Origin of the sequence: Streptomyces sp. NBC_00385, from assembly GCF_035917155.1 — a bacterium.
GTDB lineage: Bacteria > Actinomycetota > Actinomycetes > Streptomycetales > Streptomycetaceae > Streptomyces > Streptomyces poriferorum.
Genome location: NZ_CP107951.1, coordinates 8,136,687 through 8,151,928, shown reverse-complemented (window position 1 = coordinate 8,151,928; position 15,242 = coordinate 8,136,687). Strand labels below are relative to the sequence as shown.

18 protein-coding genes are annotated in these 15,242 nt (G+C 70.8%); 11 read left to right on the top strand and 7 right to left on the bottom strand.

The window, feature by feature from the left end:
• Positions 1–54 precede the first annotated feature (54 nt).
• Positions 55–777 (top strand): lysophospholipid acyltransferase family protein, encoded by a 723-nt coding sequence (locus OG959_RS35990; protein ID WP_148015412.1) that lies wholly within the window; start codon positions 55–57, stop codon positions 775–777.
• A gap of 101 nt (positions 778–878) precedes the next feature.
• On the opposite strand, the gene OG959_RS35985 is transcribed toward OG959_RS35990, so the two are convergent.
• From OG959_RS35985 to OG959_RS35970, 4 genes are all read right to left on the bottom strand, one after another.
• Positions 879–1,478 carry a transglutaminase family protein gene (locus tag OG959_RS35985; RefSeq protein ID WP_326665307.1) on the bottom strand — a complete coding sequence of 200 codons (600 nt, stop codon included), beginning with the start codon at positions 1,476–1,478 and terminating at the stop codon, positions 879–881.
• A 71-nt stretch (positions 1,479–1,549) separates the two neighbouring features.
• Entirely contained in the window at positions 1,550–2,632 is a 1,083-nt protein-coding gene (locus OG959_RS35980) for a threonine aldolase family protein (protein ID WP_326665305.1), read from the bottom strand.
• Entirely contained in the window at positions 2,611–3,378 is a 768-nt protein-coding gene (locus tag OG959_RS35975) for an SDR family NAD(P)-dependent oxidoreductase (RefSeq protein WP_326666809.1), read from the bottom strand. The genes OG959_RS35980 and OG959_RS35975 overlap by 22 nt, the downstream gene beginning before the upstream one ends.
• A gap of 26 nt (positions 3,379–3,404) precedes the next feature.
• Positions 3,405–4,802 (bottom strand): DUF6421 family protein, encoded by a 1,398-nt coding sequence (locus OG959_RS35970; protein ID WP_326665304.1) that lies wholly within the window; start codon positions 4,800–4,802, stop codon positions 3,405–3,407.
• A gap of 337 nt (positions 4,803–5,139) precedes the next feature.
• On the opposite strand from OG959_RS35970, the gene OG959_RS35965 reads away from it, so the two are divergent.
• Positions 5,140–5,292, top strand: a complete 153-nt coding sequence (locus tag OG959_RS35965) for a hypothetical protein (RefSeq protein ID WP_326665302.1) — start codon at positions 5,140–5,142, stop codon at positions 5,290–5,292.
• 52 nt (positions 5,293–5,344) lie between these two features.
• Complete coding sequence (locus OG959_RS35960) at positions 5,345–6,028, top strand: glycerophosphodiester phosphodiesterase (RefSeq protein ID WP_326665300.1); 684 nt, start codon at positions 5,345–5,347, stop codon at positions 6,026–6,028.
• A 74-nt stretch (positions 6,029–6,102) separates the two neighbouring features.
• Here the strand turns inward: OG959_RS35960 and OG959_RS35955 are convergent, their stop codons facing one another.
• Positions 6,103–6,666: a GNAT family N-acetyltransferase gene (locus OG959_RS35955; RefSeq protein WP_326665298.1), complete on the bottom strand. Its 564-nt coding sequence runs from the start codon at positions 6,664–6,666 to the stop codon at positions 6,103–6,105.
• Positions 6,667–6,909: 243 nt separating this feature from the next.
• Between OG959_RS35955 and OG959_RS35950 the strand changes: the two genes are divergently transcribed.
• The 6 genes from OG959_RS35950 to OG959_RS35925 all read left to right on the top strand — a co-directional run bounded on the left by OG959_RS35950 (position 6,910) and on the right by OG959_RS35925 (position 10,743).
• Positions 6,910–7,500 carry a DUF5134 domain-containing protein gene (locus tag OG959_RS35950; RefSeq protein WP_326665297.1) on the top strand — a complete coding sequence of 197 codons (591 nt, stop codon included), beginning with the start codon at positions 6,910–6,912 and terminating at the stop codon, positions 7,498–7,500.
• Between the two features lie 86 nt (positions 7,501–7,586).
• Complete coding sequence (locus tag OG959_RS35945) at positions 7,587–8,522, top strand: M56 family metallopeptidase (RefSeq protein ID WP_326665295.1); 936 nt, start codon at positions 7,587–7,589, stop codon at positions 8,520–8,522.
• A 149-nt stretch (positions 8,523–8,671) separates the two neighbouring features.
• The gene (locus OG959_RS35940) at positions 8,672–9,361 is read left to right on the top strand and encodes a phosphatase PAP2 family protein (RefSeq protein ID WP_326665293.1); all 690 of its coding nucleotides are present in this window, start codon (positions 8,672–8,674) and stop codon (positions 9,359–9,361) included.
• Between the two features lie 92 nt (positions 9,362–9,453).
• Positions 9,454–10,155, top strand: coding sequence for an HAD family hydrolase (locus OG959_RS35935; RefSeq protein ID WP_326665291.1), 702 nt, complete (start codon positions 9,454–9,456; stop codon positions 10,153–10,155).
• A 70-nt stretch (positions 10,156–10,225) separates the two neighbouring features.
• Entirely contained in the window at positions 10,226–10,405 is a 180-nt protein-coding gene (locus OG959_RS35930) for a hypothetical protein (protein WP_326665290.1), read from the top strand.
• Positions 10,406–10,518: 113 nt separating this feature from the next.
• On the top strand, positions 10,519–10,743 hold the full coding sequence (locus tag OG959_RS35925; RefSeq protein WP_148015402.1) for a hypothetical protein: 225 nt from the start codon (positions 10,519–10,521) through the stop codon (positions 10,741–10,743).
• A 223-nt stretch (positions 10,744–10,966) separates the two neighbouring features.
• Here OG959_RS35925 and OG959_RS35920 read toward each other — a convergent pair whose 3' ends face one another.
• Entirely contained in the window at positions 10,967–12,457 is a 1,491-nt protein-coding gene (locus OG959_RS35920; protein WP_326665288.1) for an LVIVD repeat-containing protein, read from the bottom strand.
• A 175-nt stretch (positions 12,458–12,632) separates the two neighbouring features.
• Between OG959_RS35920 and OG959_RS35915 the strand changes: the two genes are divergently transcribed.
• Both OG959_RS35915 and OG959_RS35910 read left to right on the top strand, forming a co-directional pair.
• Positions 12,633–13,301 carry a DUF305 domain-containing protein gene (locus tag OG959_RS35915; RefSeq protein WP_326665287.1) on the top strand — a complete coding sequence of 223 codons (669 nt, stop codon included), beginning with the start codon at positions 12,633–12,635 and terminating at the stop codon, positions 13,299–13,301.
• Between the two features lie 112 nt (positions 13,302–13,413).
• Positions 13,414–14,790: an FAD-dependent oxidoreductase gene (locus OG959_RS35910; protein WP_326665285.1), complete on the top strand. Its 1,377-nt coding sequence runs from the start codon at positions 13,414–13,416 to the stop codon at positions 14,788–14,790.
• Positions 14,791–14,838: 48 nt separating this feature from the next.
• Here the strand turns inward: OG959_RS35910 and OG959_RS35905 are convergent, their stop codons facing one another.
• On the bottom strand, positions 14,839–15,228 hold the full coding sequence (locus tag OG959_RS35905) for an ArsR/SmtB family transcription factor (protein WP_326665283.1): 390 nt from the start codon (positions 15,226–15,228) through the stop codon (positions 14,839–14,841).
• Positions 15,229–15,242: the final 14 nt, after the last annotated feature.

Genomic DNA, 15,242 nt, shown 5'->3' with positions numbered 1-15,242 from the left:
CGTAACTTCCGCCGGGAGAACCCTCCCCAGGCGCTGAAGAAGGGTCTTCTCCAGATGGCAGAACTCGTCTATCGGCCGGTCATCGGCGCCGCTCGTACGTTTTTCAAGGCGCTCGACCTGAAGATCGACACTCAGGGTTCGGAGCACATCCCGAAGACCGGCGGCGCGGTTCTGGTGAGCAACCACATCAGCTATCTGGACTTCATCTTCACCGGGCTCGCGGCGCTGCCGCAGAAGCGGCTGGTGCGGTTCATGGCCAAGGAATCGGTGTTCCGGCACAAGGTCTCGGGCCCCCTGATGCGCGGCATGAAGCACATTCCCGTCGACCGCAAGCAGGGCGAGGACGCGTATGCGCACGCGCTGGCCTCGCTGCGTTCCGGCGAGATCGTCGGGGTGTTCCCCGAGGCGACGATCTCGGAGTCCTTCACACTGAAGAGCTTCAAGTCGGGCGCTGCGCGCCTGGCCCAGGAGGCCGGCGTTCCCCTCATCCCGATGGCACTGTGGGGCACCCAGCGCCTGTGGACCAAGGGGCGTCCGCGCAACTTCAGGCGCAGCCACATCCCGGTGACGATCCGGGTCGGTGAGCCACTGGAGGCCCCGACCGACCAGTACGCGGGTGCGATCACCCGGCGGCTGCGGGAGCGCGTGCAGGAGCTGCTCGAGGCCGCCCAGCGCGCCTACCCGGTGCGCCCGAAGGACGCGAGCGACACCTGGTGGGTGCCCTCGCACCTCGGGGGTACGGCTCCGACGGCGGCCGAGGTCCGCGAGCGCAGCTGAATCACTCGCTGGGGCCCGGCGGCGGAAACGTCACTCCCGAGCACGGACGGCGGTCCCCGCTCCCGGCCGGGGCCGCACCGGGCATCCGGTGGGGCCGGCGGTCAGAGCGCCGTCGGCAGCGCACGCCAGAGTTCGGAGCGGTCGGCGGAGGTGCGCAGACCGCGCAGCACGGCCGGGTGCGGCGCCGCGTAGAGCGTCGGGTAGTCGACTTCGCCGAGCTCGGGCCGGACGGGCCAGGCCAGCCTCTCCTCTTCCAGCGAGAACTGCGCGTCCACGCCGGGCTTGTTGCCCCGCGGATCCTGCCGGTACCAGCGGTTTTGGCCGGGGAGCCGGAGTGCGATCAGCCCGTGCACCACCCCGGGCTCCCCGTCGTCGTCGGCGAGTCCCTGGTAGCAGAGCGCGGCCGGGATGCCCTCGGCGCGCAGCAGGGCGGCCAGGGCGTGCGCTTTGGCGTGGCAGATGCCGTTGCGGGTGGCGAGGACGTCCGAGGCGCGCCAGGTGACGCGCGTGTCGCCCGAGTCGACGGAGTGCGGGACGGTGTCACGTACCAAACAGTACGCCGCCTCCGCGTATGAGTATGCGCCCGTGGTCGCGGAGCGCAGCCGTGCGGCCGTGTCGCGGACCAGCGGGTGTTCATGGTCGATCGCGTCATCGGCGACGAGGTAGGCAGAGATGTCGGGAACCTGCTGGGTGAGCTCCATGGCCGCCGAGCGTAGGGAAGCGGCCGACCGGAGTCAATAGATTTCCGATCGACCGCATATCCATACAGCCGCTATCGTGCAGCCATCTCTTCCTTGAGGGCGAGGACGAACGCGTCGACATCGTCCTCCGTGGTGTCGAAGGCGCACATCCAGCGCACATCGCCCGCCTTCTCGTCCCAGAAGTAGAAACGGAAGCGCTTCTGCAGCCGCTCGCTCACCTCGTGCGGCAGCCGCGCGAAGACGGCGTTGGCCTGGACGGGATAGAGGATCTCCACGCCGTCCACGGCCCGGACGCCCTCGGCGAGCCGCTGGGCCATGCTGTTGGCGTGCCGGGCGTTGCGCAGCCACAGATCGCCGGCGAGCAGCGCCTCCAGCTGGACGGACACGAAGCGCATCTTGGAGGCGAGCTGCATCGACAGCTTGCGCAGATGCTTCATCGCCCGGACGGCGTCGGGGTTCAGCACCACGACGGCCTCGCCGAAGATGGCCCCGTTCTTCGTCCCTCCGAAGGAGAGCACGTCGACGCCGACGGTATTGGTGAACGTACGCATCGGTACGTCCAGGGAGGCCGCGGCGTTGGCTATGCGGGCGCCGTCGAGGTGGACCTTCATGCCGTGCCCGTGGGCGTGCTCGCAGATCGCCCGGATCTCGTCGGGTGTGTAGACCGTGCCCAGCTCGGTGTTCTGGGTGATCGAGACGACCTGCGGCATGGCACGGTGCTCGTCGTCCCAGCCGTACGCCTGCCGGTCGATGAGCTCCGGCGTGAGCTTGCCGTCCTCGGTGGGGACGGTGAGCAGCTTGAGGCCGCCGACCCGCTCCGGCGCGCCGCCCTCGTCCACGTTGATGTGGGCGGACTCGGCGCAGATGACCGCGCCCCAGCGATCGGTCATGGCCTGGAGCGAGACCACGTTGGCGCCGGTTCCGTTGAAGACCGGAAAGGCCTCGGCGGTGGGGCCGAAGTGGCTGTGCATCACGCGCTGGAGGTGACCGGTGTAGTCGTCCTCGCCGTAGGCGATCTGATGGCCGCCGTTGGCGAGGGCGAGGGCCGCGAGGATCTCCGGGTGGGTCCCCGCGTAGTTGTCACTGGCGAATCCGCGTACCTGCGGGTCGTGATGACGACGCGCGTCGGTCCTTACGGTTGCGGGGTCAGCCACAGGCGCTTTCCGTTCACTTCCGGGGCGGGCCGGTCCCAGACGCCGGCGATGGCATCGGCCAGCTCCTTGACGTCGGTGAAGCCCGCGAACTTCGCATTCGGGCGCTCGGCGCGCATCGCGTCGTGCACCAGTGCCTTCACGACCAGGATCGCAGCAGCGCTCTGCGGGCCCTCCTCGCCCCCCGCCTTGCGGAAGGAGTCCGCGAGCGCGAGGGTCCAGGCCTCCGCCGCCGCCTTCGACGCCGCGTAGGCGGCGTTGCCCGCGGTGGGGTTGCTCGCGCCGGCCGCGCTGATCAGGAGGTAACGGCCGCGGTCGCTGCGCTGGAGACCGTCCTGGAAGGCCAGGGAGGTGCTCTGGACGGTGCGGATCAGCAGCTTCTCCAGCAGCGTCCAGTCGGCGAGGTCGGTGTCGGCGAACGTCTTGCTGCCGCGCCAGCCGCCCACGAGGTGGACCAGCCCGTCGATCCTGCCGAACTCCTTCTCGGTCTTGTCGGCCCAGTCGCGGGCGGCGTCGAGATCGAGCAGGTCCACGGTGTCGCCGGTGACGGTGGCGCCGCCGTGGGCGTAGCGCGCCGCGTCCACCGCCTCGGCGAGCCGGGTGGCGTTCGCGTCCGACGCGACGACGACCGCACCCGCCTCGGCGAGCCGGAGGAGGGTCGCCCGGCCGGCCGGTCCGGCCGCCCCCGCGACCGCGACGACAGCGCCTTCGAGCGCACCGCTCCCGCTGCCCTTGCCGTTTCCGTTCATGGCCACCGCCTCCTCATGACGTGCGCTCACGCGGCCGCCTGCCCGGCGCCCGCGGCGGTGATCCCCTTGGTGGAGGCGATCACGTTCTTCAGTTTCTTGGAGAGCGCCTCATAGAACATGCTCAGGGGAAACTCGTCCGGAAGCACGTCGTCGACCAGCTTGCGGGGCGGCTGGGAGAGGTCCAGCGCGTCGGGACCCTTGGCCCAGCGGGATCCGGGGTGCGGCGCGAGATACGTCGCGACCAGGTCGTACGCGGCGAACCAGTGGACGAGCTTGGGGCGGTCGATGCCGTCCCGGTACAGCTTCTCGATCTCGGCGCAGAGCTGGTTGGTGACCTGCGGGGCCCGCTCCCAGTCGATCTTCAGGGTGTTGTCCGTCCAGCGCACGACGTCGTGCTTGTGGAGGTACGCGAAGAGCAGCTGACCGCCGAGACCGTCGTAGTTGCGCACGCGCTCGCCGGTGACCGGGAAGCGGAACATCCGGTCGAACAGCACGGCGTACTGCACGTCGCGGCCGTGGGCGTTGCCCTCGGATTCCAGCTTCACGGCCTCCTTGAAGGCGGTGAGGTCGCAGCGCAGCTCTTCGAGCCCGTACATCCAGAACGGCTGGCGCTGCTTGATCATGAACGGGTCGAACGGCAGGTCGCCGTGGCTGTGGGTGCGGTCGTGGACCATGTCCCAGAGCACGAAGGCCTGCTCGCAGCGCTGCTGGTCGCCGACCATCTCGCGGATGTCCTCGGGCAGCTCGACGCCCAGGAGCTCGACGGAGGCCTCGGTGACGCGGCGGAAGCGGGCGGCCTCACGGTCGCAGAAGATGCCGCCCCAGCTGAAGCGCTCGGGGGCCTCGCGCACGGCGATGGTCTCCGGGAAGAGCACGGCGGAGTTGGTGTCGTACCCGGAGGTGAAGTCCTCGAAGGTGATGCCGCAGAACAACGGGTTGTCGTAGCGGGTCGCCTCCAGATCGGCGAGCCACTCGGGCCAGACCATCCGGAGCACGACCGCTTCGAGATTGCGGTCCGGATTGCCGTTCTGCGTGTACATCGCGAAGACGGCGAGGTGCTGAAGCCCGTCCAGGCGGTCCTTGGCGGGCTGGAACGCCAGCAGCGAGTCGAGGAAGTCGGGGACGCCGAATCCGTCGGCGGCCCAGCGACGCAGGTCCATGACAAGGGCACGGTGGTACGCGGCGTCGTGCGGGAGCAGCGGTGAGAGCTGCTCGACCGCGGTGACCACCCGTTCCAGGGCCGTCTCGGCGGCCGTCGGCGCGGGCGCGCCCTCGGCCTCGAAGTCGATGGAGCCGTCCTTCGACTGCCAGGGGCGGATCTCCTCCACAGCATTCTTGAGCGCGGGCCAGGCCGGGTGCTCGACCACCCGCTGGGCGGAAGCTATGTCGCCGGCGGCGACGTCGTGCACAAGAATTTCCGTCATAACACTTCCTCCACGGGAGAACCTCGCGTCAAGCAACCGTATCTGTGTGCGGTTCCCCGAGACAAGTGGGGGCATGAAAATTATCCTGCCGACCCCCCATGGTCACCGCGATTTTTCCTGCGAGCCAACGCTCCGGCGCATTCTTCGGTGGACGGACGGGCCTCACGGCAGAGCGGCTGGCAGGGACAGCGTGGGCGAGCCGACTTCCTTCGCACGCCTGCCCGGCAAGCCCGCGAAGGACACGCCCACGCATGAGTGACGCTGCTCGCGGTGGGCGGACCACTGCCGGTAGGACGGACAGCATCCGCCCCTCGTCCGCACTCGGGAGAACCCGCGCGTGAGCATCCGTGCCGTCCTGGTCGCCGCCCTCATCACCGGATTCCTGCTCGGCGCCGCCGACGTACAGGGACATGGAGCCACTCCGCCGCACACGGCTGCCCGGCACTCCGGGACGGGCCACCGGGCAGCCGGATTCACGGTCATGCCGTAGCCCCGGGTGGGTAGGCACACGGGGAGAAGCCGTCGACGGAAGCGAGAGTCCCTTGTCTTTTCTCACCATCGGCCACCGCGGGGTGATGGGTGTCGAGCCGGAGAACACGCTGCGGTCGTTCATCCACGCCGAACAGGCCGGGATGGACCTCATCGAGCTGGACCTGCATCTGAGCAAGGACGGTGCCCTCGCTGTCATGCATGACGCCGAGGTGGACCGGACGACCGACGGCAAGGGACCCATCGCCGACAAGACCCTGTCGGAGCTGCGCGAACTCGACGCCGGGCAGGGGGAGCGGGTGCCGGTCTTCGAGGAGGTCCTGGACGCCGTGCGCTCCCCGCTGCAGGCGGAGATCAAGGACGTGGCAGCCGCCCGCACACTGGCGGAGGTGATGCGGCGGCGCGATCTCGTGGACCGGGTCGAGGTGATCTCGTTCCACGACGAGGCCATCGCCGAGATCGCCCAGCTGGTGCCGGGGGTACGCACGGCCCTCGTGGCCAGCCGCTGGGGCAACGACGTGGTGGACCGCGCGAAGGCGGTGGGCGCCACCCGGCTGGTGCTCAACGTCCGGCGCATCACGCTGGAACTGGTCGAGAGGGCCCACGCCGAGGGGCTGACGGTGGTCGGCTGGGTGGTCAACACCCAGGATCATCTGCGGCTGGCCCGCGGACTCGGGCTCGACGGCGCGACCACCGACTTCCCGGAGATCCGCCGCGCGGGCCGTTTCACCGCGTAGCCCGGCGGGCCCTCAGGCCGGCCCGACGGACACCCCCAGCGTGCGTGCCGGACACCGCCGGGCAGGCGGGACTTTCAACGAACGCCCTGGAGCAGGTCCTTGACCAGCAGCTCGAAGGCGAGGTCGTCGCGCTGCGGAATGCCGAAGCGCTCGTCGCCGTACGGGAACGGGCTCAGCTTCCCCGTACGGCGATAGCCGCGGCGCTCGTACCAGGCGATCAGGTCATCACGCACCGAGATCACGGTCATGTGCATCTCGCGCGCACCCCAGCTCTCCCGTACGGTGCGTTCGGCCTCAGCGATGATCAGCTTGCCGAGTCCCGCGCCCTGGAGCGAGGGACGGACCGCGAACATTCCGAAGTAGGCCGCCTCACCCCGGTGTTCGAGCTGGCAGCAGGCAACCGGCTCGCCGTCGCGTTCCACGACCAGCAGGCGGCTGCCGGGGGCCCGCACCACGTCGCGGACGCCCTGGGGGTCGGTGCGCTGCCCCTCCAGGATGTCCGCCTCCGTGGTCCACCCCGCCCGGCTGGAATCGCCGCGGTAGGCGGACTGGATCAGCTCCACGAGCGCGGGCACGTCCGTGTCGGTCGCGTCGCGGAAGGTCAGCTGACCGGGGGTGCGGTGCGGGGCGGTGTCCATGGGGAGGCTCTCCGTTTCGCTGCTGTGGCTGTGCGGCAGCAGCGTAACTCCCGGGTCCGGATCCCTGTTCCGGACCATGGCCCGTGCGCCGGGCGGCCGGGGCCGGGCGGGCCCGCGCCGGATCCCTCGCGTTTCACCCCCGTCGCGCGCTCCCCCTTTGCCCCAGTGCGCCGCGTACGGGCGTCGGGCCACGGGCATCGTCTGGACGACGGCGATGTCGTTCGCCCAGGGGGAGGTTCCGCTGTGCACGGACCTGCGATGTCCGGCTGGCTGCTGATGGCGTTGTGCGCGGCGACCGGCGCGTACTGCCTGTTGCGGGCTCACGCCAGGACCGGCGAGGAGCGCAGGGCGGCACGCGCGGAGGCGCTGATGGGCTTCGGCATGGCCGCGATGGCGGTGCCGGCGGCCGTCGCCGCGCCGCCCGCGTGGGGATGGCTGCTGTACGCCGTGCTGTTCGGCATCGCCGCGTTGCGCGCGCTCTGGTTCTCCCGCCGCAGCGGTCACCATCTGCACCACCTGGTCGGCTCGTCGGCGATGGTCTACATGTCCGTCGTGATGGCGGGGCCCGGCGCGGCGGCCCACGGCTCCCACGCATCCCACGCCATGGCCGTCGCCGGGGGCGTTCCGCTGCTGACCGGACTGCTCCTCGCCTACTACGCCGCCTACGTGCTGCGCTCCGGAGCCCGGCTGATACCGGTGACGGCGGCGACGGCCGGGGGCGGCGCCGCGGCCGGCGGACCACCGACGGAAGGCTGGGGTGCGCGGCCGGAACTGGCGCTGGCCTGCCGGCTGACCATGGGAATAGCCATGTTCGCCATGCTGCTCACCCTGTGAGACAGGAAGTCCAGCAAACCGTGGCGTACGTCACTTGCCGAGCGCAGCCATACCCGTGCGTGCCGTACCGCTCATAGGCTGACGCCATGTTGGTCTCCCTCGTGCTGCTGCTGCTCGGTGCACTGGCCGCCGTCGTGACCCCGCGGCTGATGGCCCGGGCCGAGTGGCCCGAGCGCGAGCCCGTGGTCGCGCTGTGGGTGTGGCAGTGCGTGGTGGCCGGGGTACTGCTGTCCTTCGCGCTGTCCATGACGTTCAGTGCTGCCGCGGCCTGGCAGGCGGTGCGCGGCCATGTGTTCGCGCCTGCCCCGCACGCGGTCGTGGAGGCCTATGCGCTCGCGGCCTACGGACCGTGGTCGGCGGTGATGGCCGTGCTGCTGGCCCTCGGCGGGGTGTGGACGGCCGCGATGCTGACCCGGGAGATCCGCCGTGTCCGCCTGGAGCGCAGGCGGCGGCGGGCCGAACTCCTGGAGCGTTCACCGCTGCTGCCCGGCGAGGAGCCGGGCAGCGGCCGGCTGGTGGTCCTGGAAGGGGAACGCCCCGATGCCTGGTGGCTGCCGGGCACGGCGCCCCGGCTCGTCGTCACCACCGCCGCGCTGGGCCGTTTGAAAGGCCGTCAGCTCGACGCGGTGCTCGCCCACGAGCAGGGGCACGCGAACGCCCGCCACGACTGGCTGCTGAACTGCTCGACGGCGCTGGCATCCGGCTTCCCGCAGGTTCCGGTGTTCGCGGCCTTCCGCGGCGAAATGCACCGGCTCGTCGAACTGGCCGCGGACGACACCGCCTCCCGGCGGTTCGGCCGGCTGACGATCGCCCTGGCACTGGTCGAACTCAACGAGGACCGTGGGGTGTTCGGCCCCTGCCCGACGCCGGACGCGCAGATGCCGCTACGGGTGAACCGGCTGCTGTCACCCGCGGGCCGGCTCACGACGGGCCGCCGGCTGCGGCTCACCGCGGCGGCCACGCTCCTGCCGGCGATTCCGCTTCTGGTCGCGTTCGTTCCGGCGCTCAGCGCACTGGGATAGGCGGCCCGGGCTCCTGCCGCAGCCCGTCCGGCCGCGACCGCCCCCGGCACCCGCCGCGCAGTCCGGCCGCGACCGCCCCCCGGCACCTTCCGCGCCATCCCGCCGCGCCGGGATGGCCCTGTGCCCCGCCCGTCGGCGAGGATCCCCTCATGCACTCCCCGCTCCTCTCCCCCGCGCCCCGCACCCGCACCCCGTCGCCGGCACCGTGGGCGGGAGCCGTCTGCGGGGCTCTCGCGCTGGTGCTGCTGACCCTGGTCGCCGTGCGGTGGTCCCCGCTGACGCGCCTGGACCGTGACATCGCCGAAGCCCTGCACCGGCGGGCGGTGACGGAGCCCGGCCTCGTCCACCTGAACCGGATCCTGACGGACTGGCTGTGGGACCCGTGGACGATGCGTGCGCTGATCGCCGTCGCCGTGGTCTTCCTGTGGCAGCGCGGGGCCCGGGTGCTCGCCGCCTGGGTGGCGGTGACGACCCTGGTCTCCAGCATTCTCCAGCAGGGCATGAAGGCCGCCGTCGGCCGCGAGCGCCCCCGGTGGCCCGATCCGGTGGACTCCGCCCATTACGCGTCGTTCCCCTCCGGACACGCGATGACGGCCATGGTGAGCTGCGGTCTGCTGCTGTGGCTGCTGCACCGGTCCGGCTGCCGCCCATGGATCCGGCGCGCGGCCCTGGCCGCCGCGGGGGTCTCGGTACTCGGCGTCGGCCTCACCCGGCTCTACCTGGGCGTGCACTGGCCGTCCGACGTATTGGGCGGCTGGCTGCTCGGCGCGGCCCTGACCGCCTTCGCGACGGCCGGGTACGACCGCTACGCAGCCCACCACCGCACGAACAAAGGCTGACGGACAGGGACTGAACGGGCGCTCCCACCCCGCCCCCGCCTCCGAACAGGCGTGCTTGCCCCGGCCGCACCGCCTCGGCAAGGATCGGGGCCATGCCGATCAAGGGTGCTCTCTTCGACTTCTCCGGGACGCTGTTCCGGATCGAATCCGTCCGTTCCTGGCTCGCCGCCACCCTCGCGGAGCGGGGGGTGAGCGTGGACGAGGCCGATTTCGAACGGTACGCGCAGGAGCTGGAGGTCTCCGGCGCACTGCCGGGCGGCCCGCCGCCGCGGCAGGTGCCCGGCAGTCTGGCGGCGGCCTGGGCCCGTCGTGACGAGAGCGCGGACCGGCACCGCGAGGCGTACACGGGCCTGGCCCGCGAGGTGGAGCTGCCGGATCCGGGCCTCTACGACGCCCTGTACGACCGCCACCGGACCCCGGACGCCTGGCGTCCGTATCCGGACGCCGCGGAGGTGCTCGCCTCGCTGCGTGACCGGGGTGTCGCGATCGGCGTGGTCAGCAACATCGGGTGGGACCTGAGGCCGGTCTTCCGGGCGCACGGCCTGGACCCCTACGTGGACGCGTATGTGCTGTCCTTCGAGCACGGCGTCCAGAAACCGGACGCACGCCTCTTCCACACAGCCTGCACACTTCTGGGACATCATCCGACCGATGTGGTGATGGTCGGCGACGACCGGCACGCGGACGCCGGGGCGTCCGCACTGGGGTGCGAGGTGCGATTCGTCCAGCATCGGCCGGTCGAGGAGCGGCCGAACGGACTGCGGGAGCTCGGACTGGCCGCCGAGGTTGCCTGAGAGACATGTGAGAGATGTCCCTGACGCGCCATGGGTCGGATTGTCACATCGGGGCCTTAGCCTGGTACGTATGTCCCCGACTCCGTGCCCGTCCGGTTCCGTGCGTCCCGCCGCAGAGGTGAATGAAGACATTCGCGACCTGTGGCAGCGTTCGGGCGGATGCCTGTCCCCGGAGGACGAGGAGGAGTACCAGCGGCTGCTGGTCGAGTGGGCTGCGGCCACCGGCGGCGGCACCAGGTCCGCCGCCTGACCCGCCCGTGGGCCGACGGCCCGCATGAGCGGCGCACGCCTTCCTGATCTGCCGCCGGGACGGGTTTCCGGTTCCGCTGTGCGGCCGCCCTCGGCACGTCGCACTCTGGAGGCATGACTTCTGCGCCGATCGTGATCTTCCGGCCGTCCCCCACCGGTGGGCGGCGCGTCACCGTGCAGCGCGACGGGCGGGTCCAGATACTCGGCCTCGCGCACTCGGATCACGATGTGATCGTGTTTCTGGAGGGTGCCGGGCTCGACGACCCCGAGCGGATCCTGGACAGCCCCGAGTGGGTCGAGTGGCGGGGCGGCCGGGCGCACCGGTACGAGGCGGCCTGAGACGTCTGATTCCGGCGATCCCCTGCGTCGCCGGAACCAGCCGGTCACCCCGGCCGGATGACGGTCCGGGGACCGCGTGACGGACTGCGCGTATCACGCCTGCCGGTGCGGGGGTACAGCATGTCCCGGCGCGGCGGATCGGTCAATGAACTTACGGGCCGCGAAACGCCGGTCCCGCCCGGGAAGCCCGGACGGGACCGGCGGGATCAGCGAGCGCGGTGGCTCAGCGGTCGAAGTAGTCCGGCTGCGTCTGGACGTTGAGTTCGTCCGTACGCACCCGCTTCGCCGGGTCGGTCCGCCGGTCGTCGATCTTCAGGACGTCGAAGCCCTTGGCGATGTCGTTGGAGTAGATGTAGCCGTTGTAGTAGTACGCCGACCACGGGCCGGCCGTGGTGACCTCGTCGGTGCTGACGGGGCCGCGCTCGAAGAAGCCGATCTCCTTCGGGTGGGAGGAGTCGGTGAAGTCCCACACCGAGACGCCGCCCTGGTACCAGGCCTGGACCATCAGGTCGCGGCCCTTGACCGGGATGATCGAACCGTTGTGGGCGACGCAGACCTCCGTGTCGGCCTGCGGGCGGTCGATCTTGAAGTAGCTGCGGAAGACGAGCTTGCGGTGGTCGCCCTTGCCGACGATGTCGTAGATGCCGTCGGCGCCGCGCTTGGGGCCGATCTCCTCGTTGCAGGTGGCCGCTCCGCCGCCGCCGAGCTCGTCGGTGAAGACGACCTTGTCGGCCCGCTGGTTGAACGTCGCGGAGTGCCAGAACGCGAAGTTCACGTTGTCCTGCACCCGGTCGATGATCTTCGGGTTCTCCGGGTCCTTGATGGAGAACAGCAGGCCGTCACCCATGCAGGCACCGGCCGCCAGGTCCTTGGACGGCAGCACGGTGATGTCGTGGCAGCCCGTGGTCTTGGAGACGCCCGGGTTGGCGGGGGCGCCCGGGTTGCCGCCGTCCGGGAAGAGGACCGGGAAGTTCACGATGCGGGCGTCCTCGGGCGAGTTGCGCGGCACCTTGATGACGGAGATCCCGTCGTGCGGCGGCTGGCAGTCCGGGAACGTCTCGTTCGGCGAGTACGAGGACACGTACACGTAGACGTTCTTGCGCTCGGGAACCAGCGTGTGGGTGTGCGATCCGCACGCGGTCTCGACGGCGGCGACGTACTTCGGGTTGCGCTTGTCGCTGATGTCGAAGACCTTCATGCCCTCCCAGGAGGACTTCTCCGTGGCGGGCTGGGTGGTGCTGGTGCACGAGTTGTCGCTGCGCGAGGAGTCCGTGGACAGGAACAGCAGGTTCCCGGAGACGGAGATGTCGTTCTGCGATCCGGGACACAGGACCTGGGCGACCGTGCGGGGCACCTTCGGGTTGCTGATGTCGAAGATGCGGAAGCCGTCGTAGTTTCCGGCGAAGGCGTACTTCCCCTGGAAGGCCAGGTCCGTGTTCAGCCCCTGGAGCGCGTCCTTGGGGACATTGGCGAGGTGGCTGATGTTGCGGCTGTGGACGATCTCGTCCACGCCGGGTATCTCACCGCTTCGGATCGCGGCAGTCGCCTCCGCCTCCTGGGTCGCGGAGACATCGGTTCGGCTCGCGGCCGCGTCACCGGGATCGGGTGTCGCGGCCGCGGGCCCGGCCATCAGCAGAGTGGCGAAGAGCCCGGCGGCGGCTGCCGCCACGCCCAGACGTCTGCGCCGCACCGGGGTGGTGTGCAACGAGGTCACTGCGTCCTCCCATGGATCCATAAGTAGTTGACCGGTTCACGGACTCCGGCAGTATCGTCCCTGCCATGGACATCTCAACAGATGGCAACAGAGACGTAATGAAAGTTTTTGATCAAAGCTGTGCGTTGACGTGCTAGGACAGAGCGCAACCAGTCCTGTGCCAACGGAGGTCGCTTTGTTGATTCGTCGTCAGACCTTGCGGTTCCGCCGGCTCGTGCTCGGCGCGGCCGTCGCGGCAGCCGTGCTCACGTCGGCCGGCTGCGACGCGGACGGTGGTGACGACGGCGCGAAGTCCGGAGCACACAAGGCCGGTTCGGTCGTGGCACCCGGGAAACCGGGCGAGCCCGCGCGGACGCTGTCCCCCTCGGAGGCCGTCAAGGAGGCCGGGGTCGACACTCCGAACTCGGCGGACGTCCGGTACGTGCAGCTGATGATCCAGCACCACACGCAGGCGCTGGAGTTGACCGCACTGGTCCCCACCCGCTCCCGTTCGGCCACGGTCGAGCGGCTCGCCGAACGCATCACCGCCGCCCAGCAGCCCGAGATCGGCGCGATGGAGGGATGGCTCAGCCGTCACGGCCTGTCCGGGCAGTCAGGGAAGCACGATCATGGCGCGATGCCCGGCATGGCCACCGCCGGCCAGCTGGAGCAGCTCAGGGCCGCGAAGGGCACGGCCTTCGATCAGTTGTTCCTCAGGCTCATGATCACGCACCATCAGGGGGCCGTCACCATGGCGACCGACGTCCTCTCCGAGGGGAACAACGTGCAGGTCGAGGAGATGGCGGGGGATGTCGTGGCTCAGCAGACCACCGAGATCAACCGGATGCGCGCACTCTCCGCCTGACGACGGACAGTGACCGGCGCACACGATATGGCCCGAAGAGCATGGGGCGCGCCTCTCCCCCACCGGGTCCGCCGGTGCGATGCTGGAGACACCCTCAGGGAAGAGGTGCGCCGTGCTTCGTGTCGCCGTCGTCGGCTCGGGCCCCAGCGGGGTCTACACCGCTCAGGCCCTGGTGACCCAGACCCTGCTGCCCGATGTGCGGGTGCACGTCCTGGACCGGCTGCCCTGTCCGTACGGGCTGGTGCGGTACGGCGTCGCCCCGGACCACGAGAAGATCAAGTCACTGCAGCAGAGCCTGCGCGCGGTCCTGGAACACGAACGCGTCACCTTCGTCGGCAATGTGGCCGTGGGCGGCGGGGACGGCGTGCCGCCCGGGAGGCTGGGCGAGCTCTACGACGCGGTGGTCTACTGCGTGGGAGCGGCTACGGACCGTCCGCTGGGCATCCCCGGCGAGGACCTCCCCGGCAGTCACTCGGCGACCGAGTTCGTCTCCTGGTACAGCGCCCACCCCGATGCGGCGACGGACCTCTTCGCGCTGCGGGCCCGTTCGGCCGTGGTGATCGGCGTCGGCAACGTGGCCGTCGACGTGGCGCGGATCCTGGCACGGGGCGCCGATGAGCTGCGGCCGACCGACGTGCCGCAGCCCGCGCTCGGCGTGCTGGCCGGCAGCCGGGTCCGCGAGGTGCACATGGCGGGCAGACGGGGCCCCTCCCAGGCGCGGTTCACCACCAAGGAGCTCCGCGAACTCGGCTCGCTCCCCGGGGCCCGGGTGGTCGTGGACCCGGCGGAGCTCGCCCTGGACCCGGCGTACGGCGATGCGGGGCCGGGCACCCCGCCGCTGCCGGCGCTGGTCCGGCGGAACCTCGACGTCCTGCGCGGATGGGCGTCCGCTCCGCCCCGGACGGGCGACAGCCGCCATCGGACCATCGGGCTGCGGTTCTTCCTGCGCCCGGTCGAGCTGCTGGAGCGGGACGGACGGGTGGCCGGAGTCCGGTTCGCCCGTACCGCCCCGGACGGAAACGGCGGGGTGCGCGACACCGGTACGTACGAGGAGATCCGTGCCGAACTCGTGCTGCGGGCGGTCGGCTACCGGGGCATGCCCCTGCCCGGGCTGCCGTTCGACGCGGCGCACGGCACGGTGCCGCACCGGGCCGGCCGGGTGCTGCGCGACGGGGTGCCGTCGCCCGGGGAGTACGTGGCGGGGTGGATCAAGCGCGGTCCGACCGGGGTCATCGGGTCGAACCGCTCGTGCGCGAAGGAGACCGTCGCGTCGCTGATCGAGGACGCGCCCCTCCTGGCCGGACGCACGTCGTCCCCGGACCCGCTGGCCGTGCTCCGGTCCTGGGGGCTGCGGCCGGTGGAGTGGGACGGCTGGCTGTCGATCGAGCGGGCGGAGGCGACGCTGGGCCGGTCGCTCGGCCGGGGGCCGGTCAAGATCCCGGACTGGCCCGGTCTCATGGGGGCGGCACACGGCGACGGCCCGGTGTGACGGTCTGACCGTCGTGACCGGCGCGAAGGATCCCCGACGCGGCCGTGGTCAGCCCTCGTGGAGGCGGCCCGCCTGGAGGTTCGCCGCTTCGAGCACGCGGTCCAGCAGGCCGGGAAAGAGCGCCTCCAGGTCCTCGCGACGGAGCCCGTTCATCTTGGCCGTTCCGCGGTAGATCTGCTGGACGATGCCGCTCTCCCGGAGCACCCGGAAGTGATGCGTACTGGTGGACTTCGTCACCGGGAGATCGAACCGGGAGCAGGTGAGCTCACCGTCGGCGGCGGCCAGTTCGCGGACCACGCACAGGCGCACCGGGTCCGAGAGCGCGTGCAGGACCGACTCGAGCCTGATCTCCTCGCGCGCGGGATGGGCCAGCGTACGGGCGCCGGCTGCCGGGTCTGTGGCGGTGGCAGGGGTCACGGTCGCTCCGCATCGTCGCATCGTCCGGGAATCCC

Bases quoted from the DNA above. Each gene is read 5' to 3' on its own strand.
- OG959_RS35990 (WP_148015412.1), top strand. From the start codon at position 55: ATGGCAGAACTCGTCTATCGGCCGGTCATCGGCGCCGCTCGTACGTTT.
- OG959_RS35985 (WP_326665307.1), bottom strand. From the start codon at position 1,478: ATGGAGCTCACCCAGCAGGTTCCCGACATCTCTGCCTACCTCGTCGCC.
- OG959_RS35975 (WP_326666809.1), bottom strand. From the start codon at position 3,378: ATGAACGGAAACGGCAAGGGCAGCGGGAGCGGTGCGCTCGAAGGCGCT.
- OG959_RS35970 (WP_326665304.1), bottom strand. From the start codon at position 4,802: ATGACGGAAATTCTTGTGCACGACGTCGCCGCCGGCGACATAGCTTCC.
- OG959_RS35955 (WP_326665298.1), bottom strand. From the start codon at position 6,666: ATGGACACCGCCCCGCACCGCACCCCCGGTCAGCTGACCTTCCGCGAC.
- OG959_RS35945 (WP_326665295.1), top strand. From the start codon at position 7,587: ATGTTGGTCTCCCTCGTGCTGCTGCTGCTCGGTGCACTGGCCGCCGTC.
- OG959_RS35940 (WP_326665293.1), top strand. From the start codon at position 8,672: ATGCACTCCCCGCTCCTCTCCCCCGCGCCCCGCACCCGCACCCCGTCG.
- OG959_RS35935 (WP_326665291.1), top strand. From the start codon at position 9,454: ATGCCGATCAAGGGTGCTCTCTTCGACTTCTCCGGGACGCTGTTCCGG.
- OG959_RS35930 (WP_326665290.1), top strand. From the start codon at position 10,226: ATGTCCCCGACTCCGTGCCCGTCCGGTTCCGTGCGTCCCGCCGCAGAG.
- OG959_RS35925 (WP_148015402.1), top strand. From the start codon at position 10,519: ATGACTTCTGCGCCGATCGTGATCTTCCGGCCGTCCCCCACCGGTGGG.
- OG959_RS35905 (WP_326665283.1), bottom strand. From the start codon at position 15,228: ATGCGACGATGCGGAGCGACCGTGACCCCTGCCACCGCCACAGACCCG.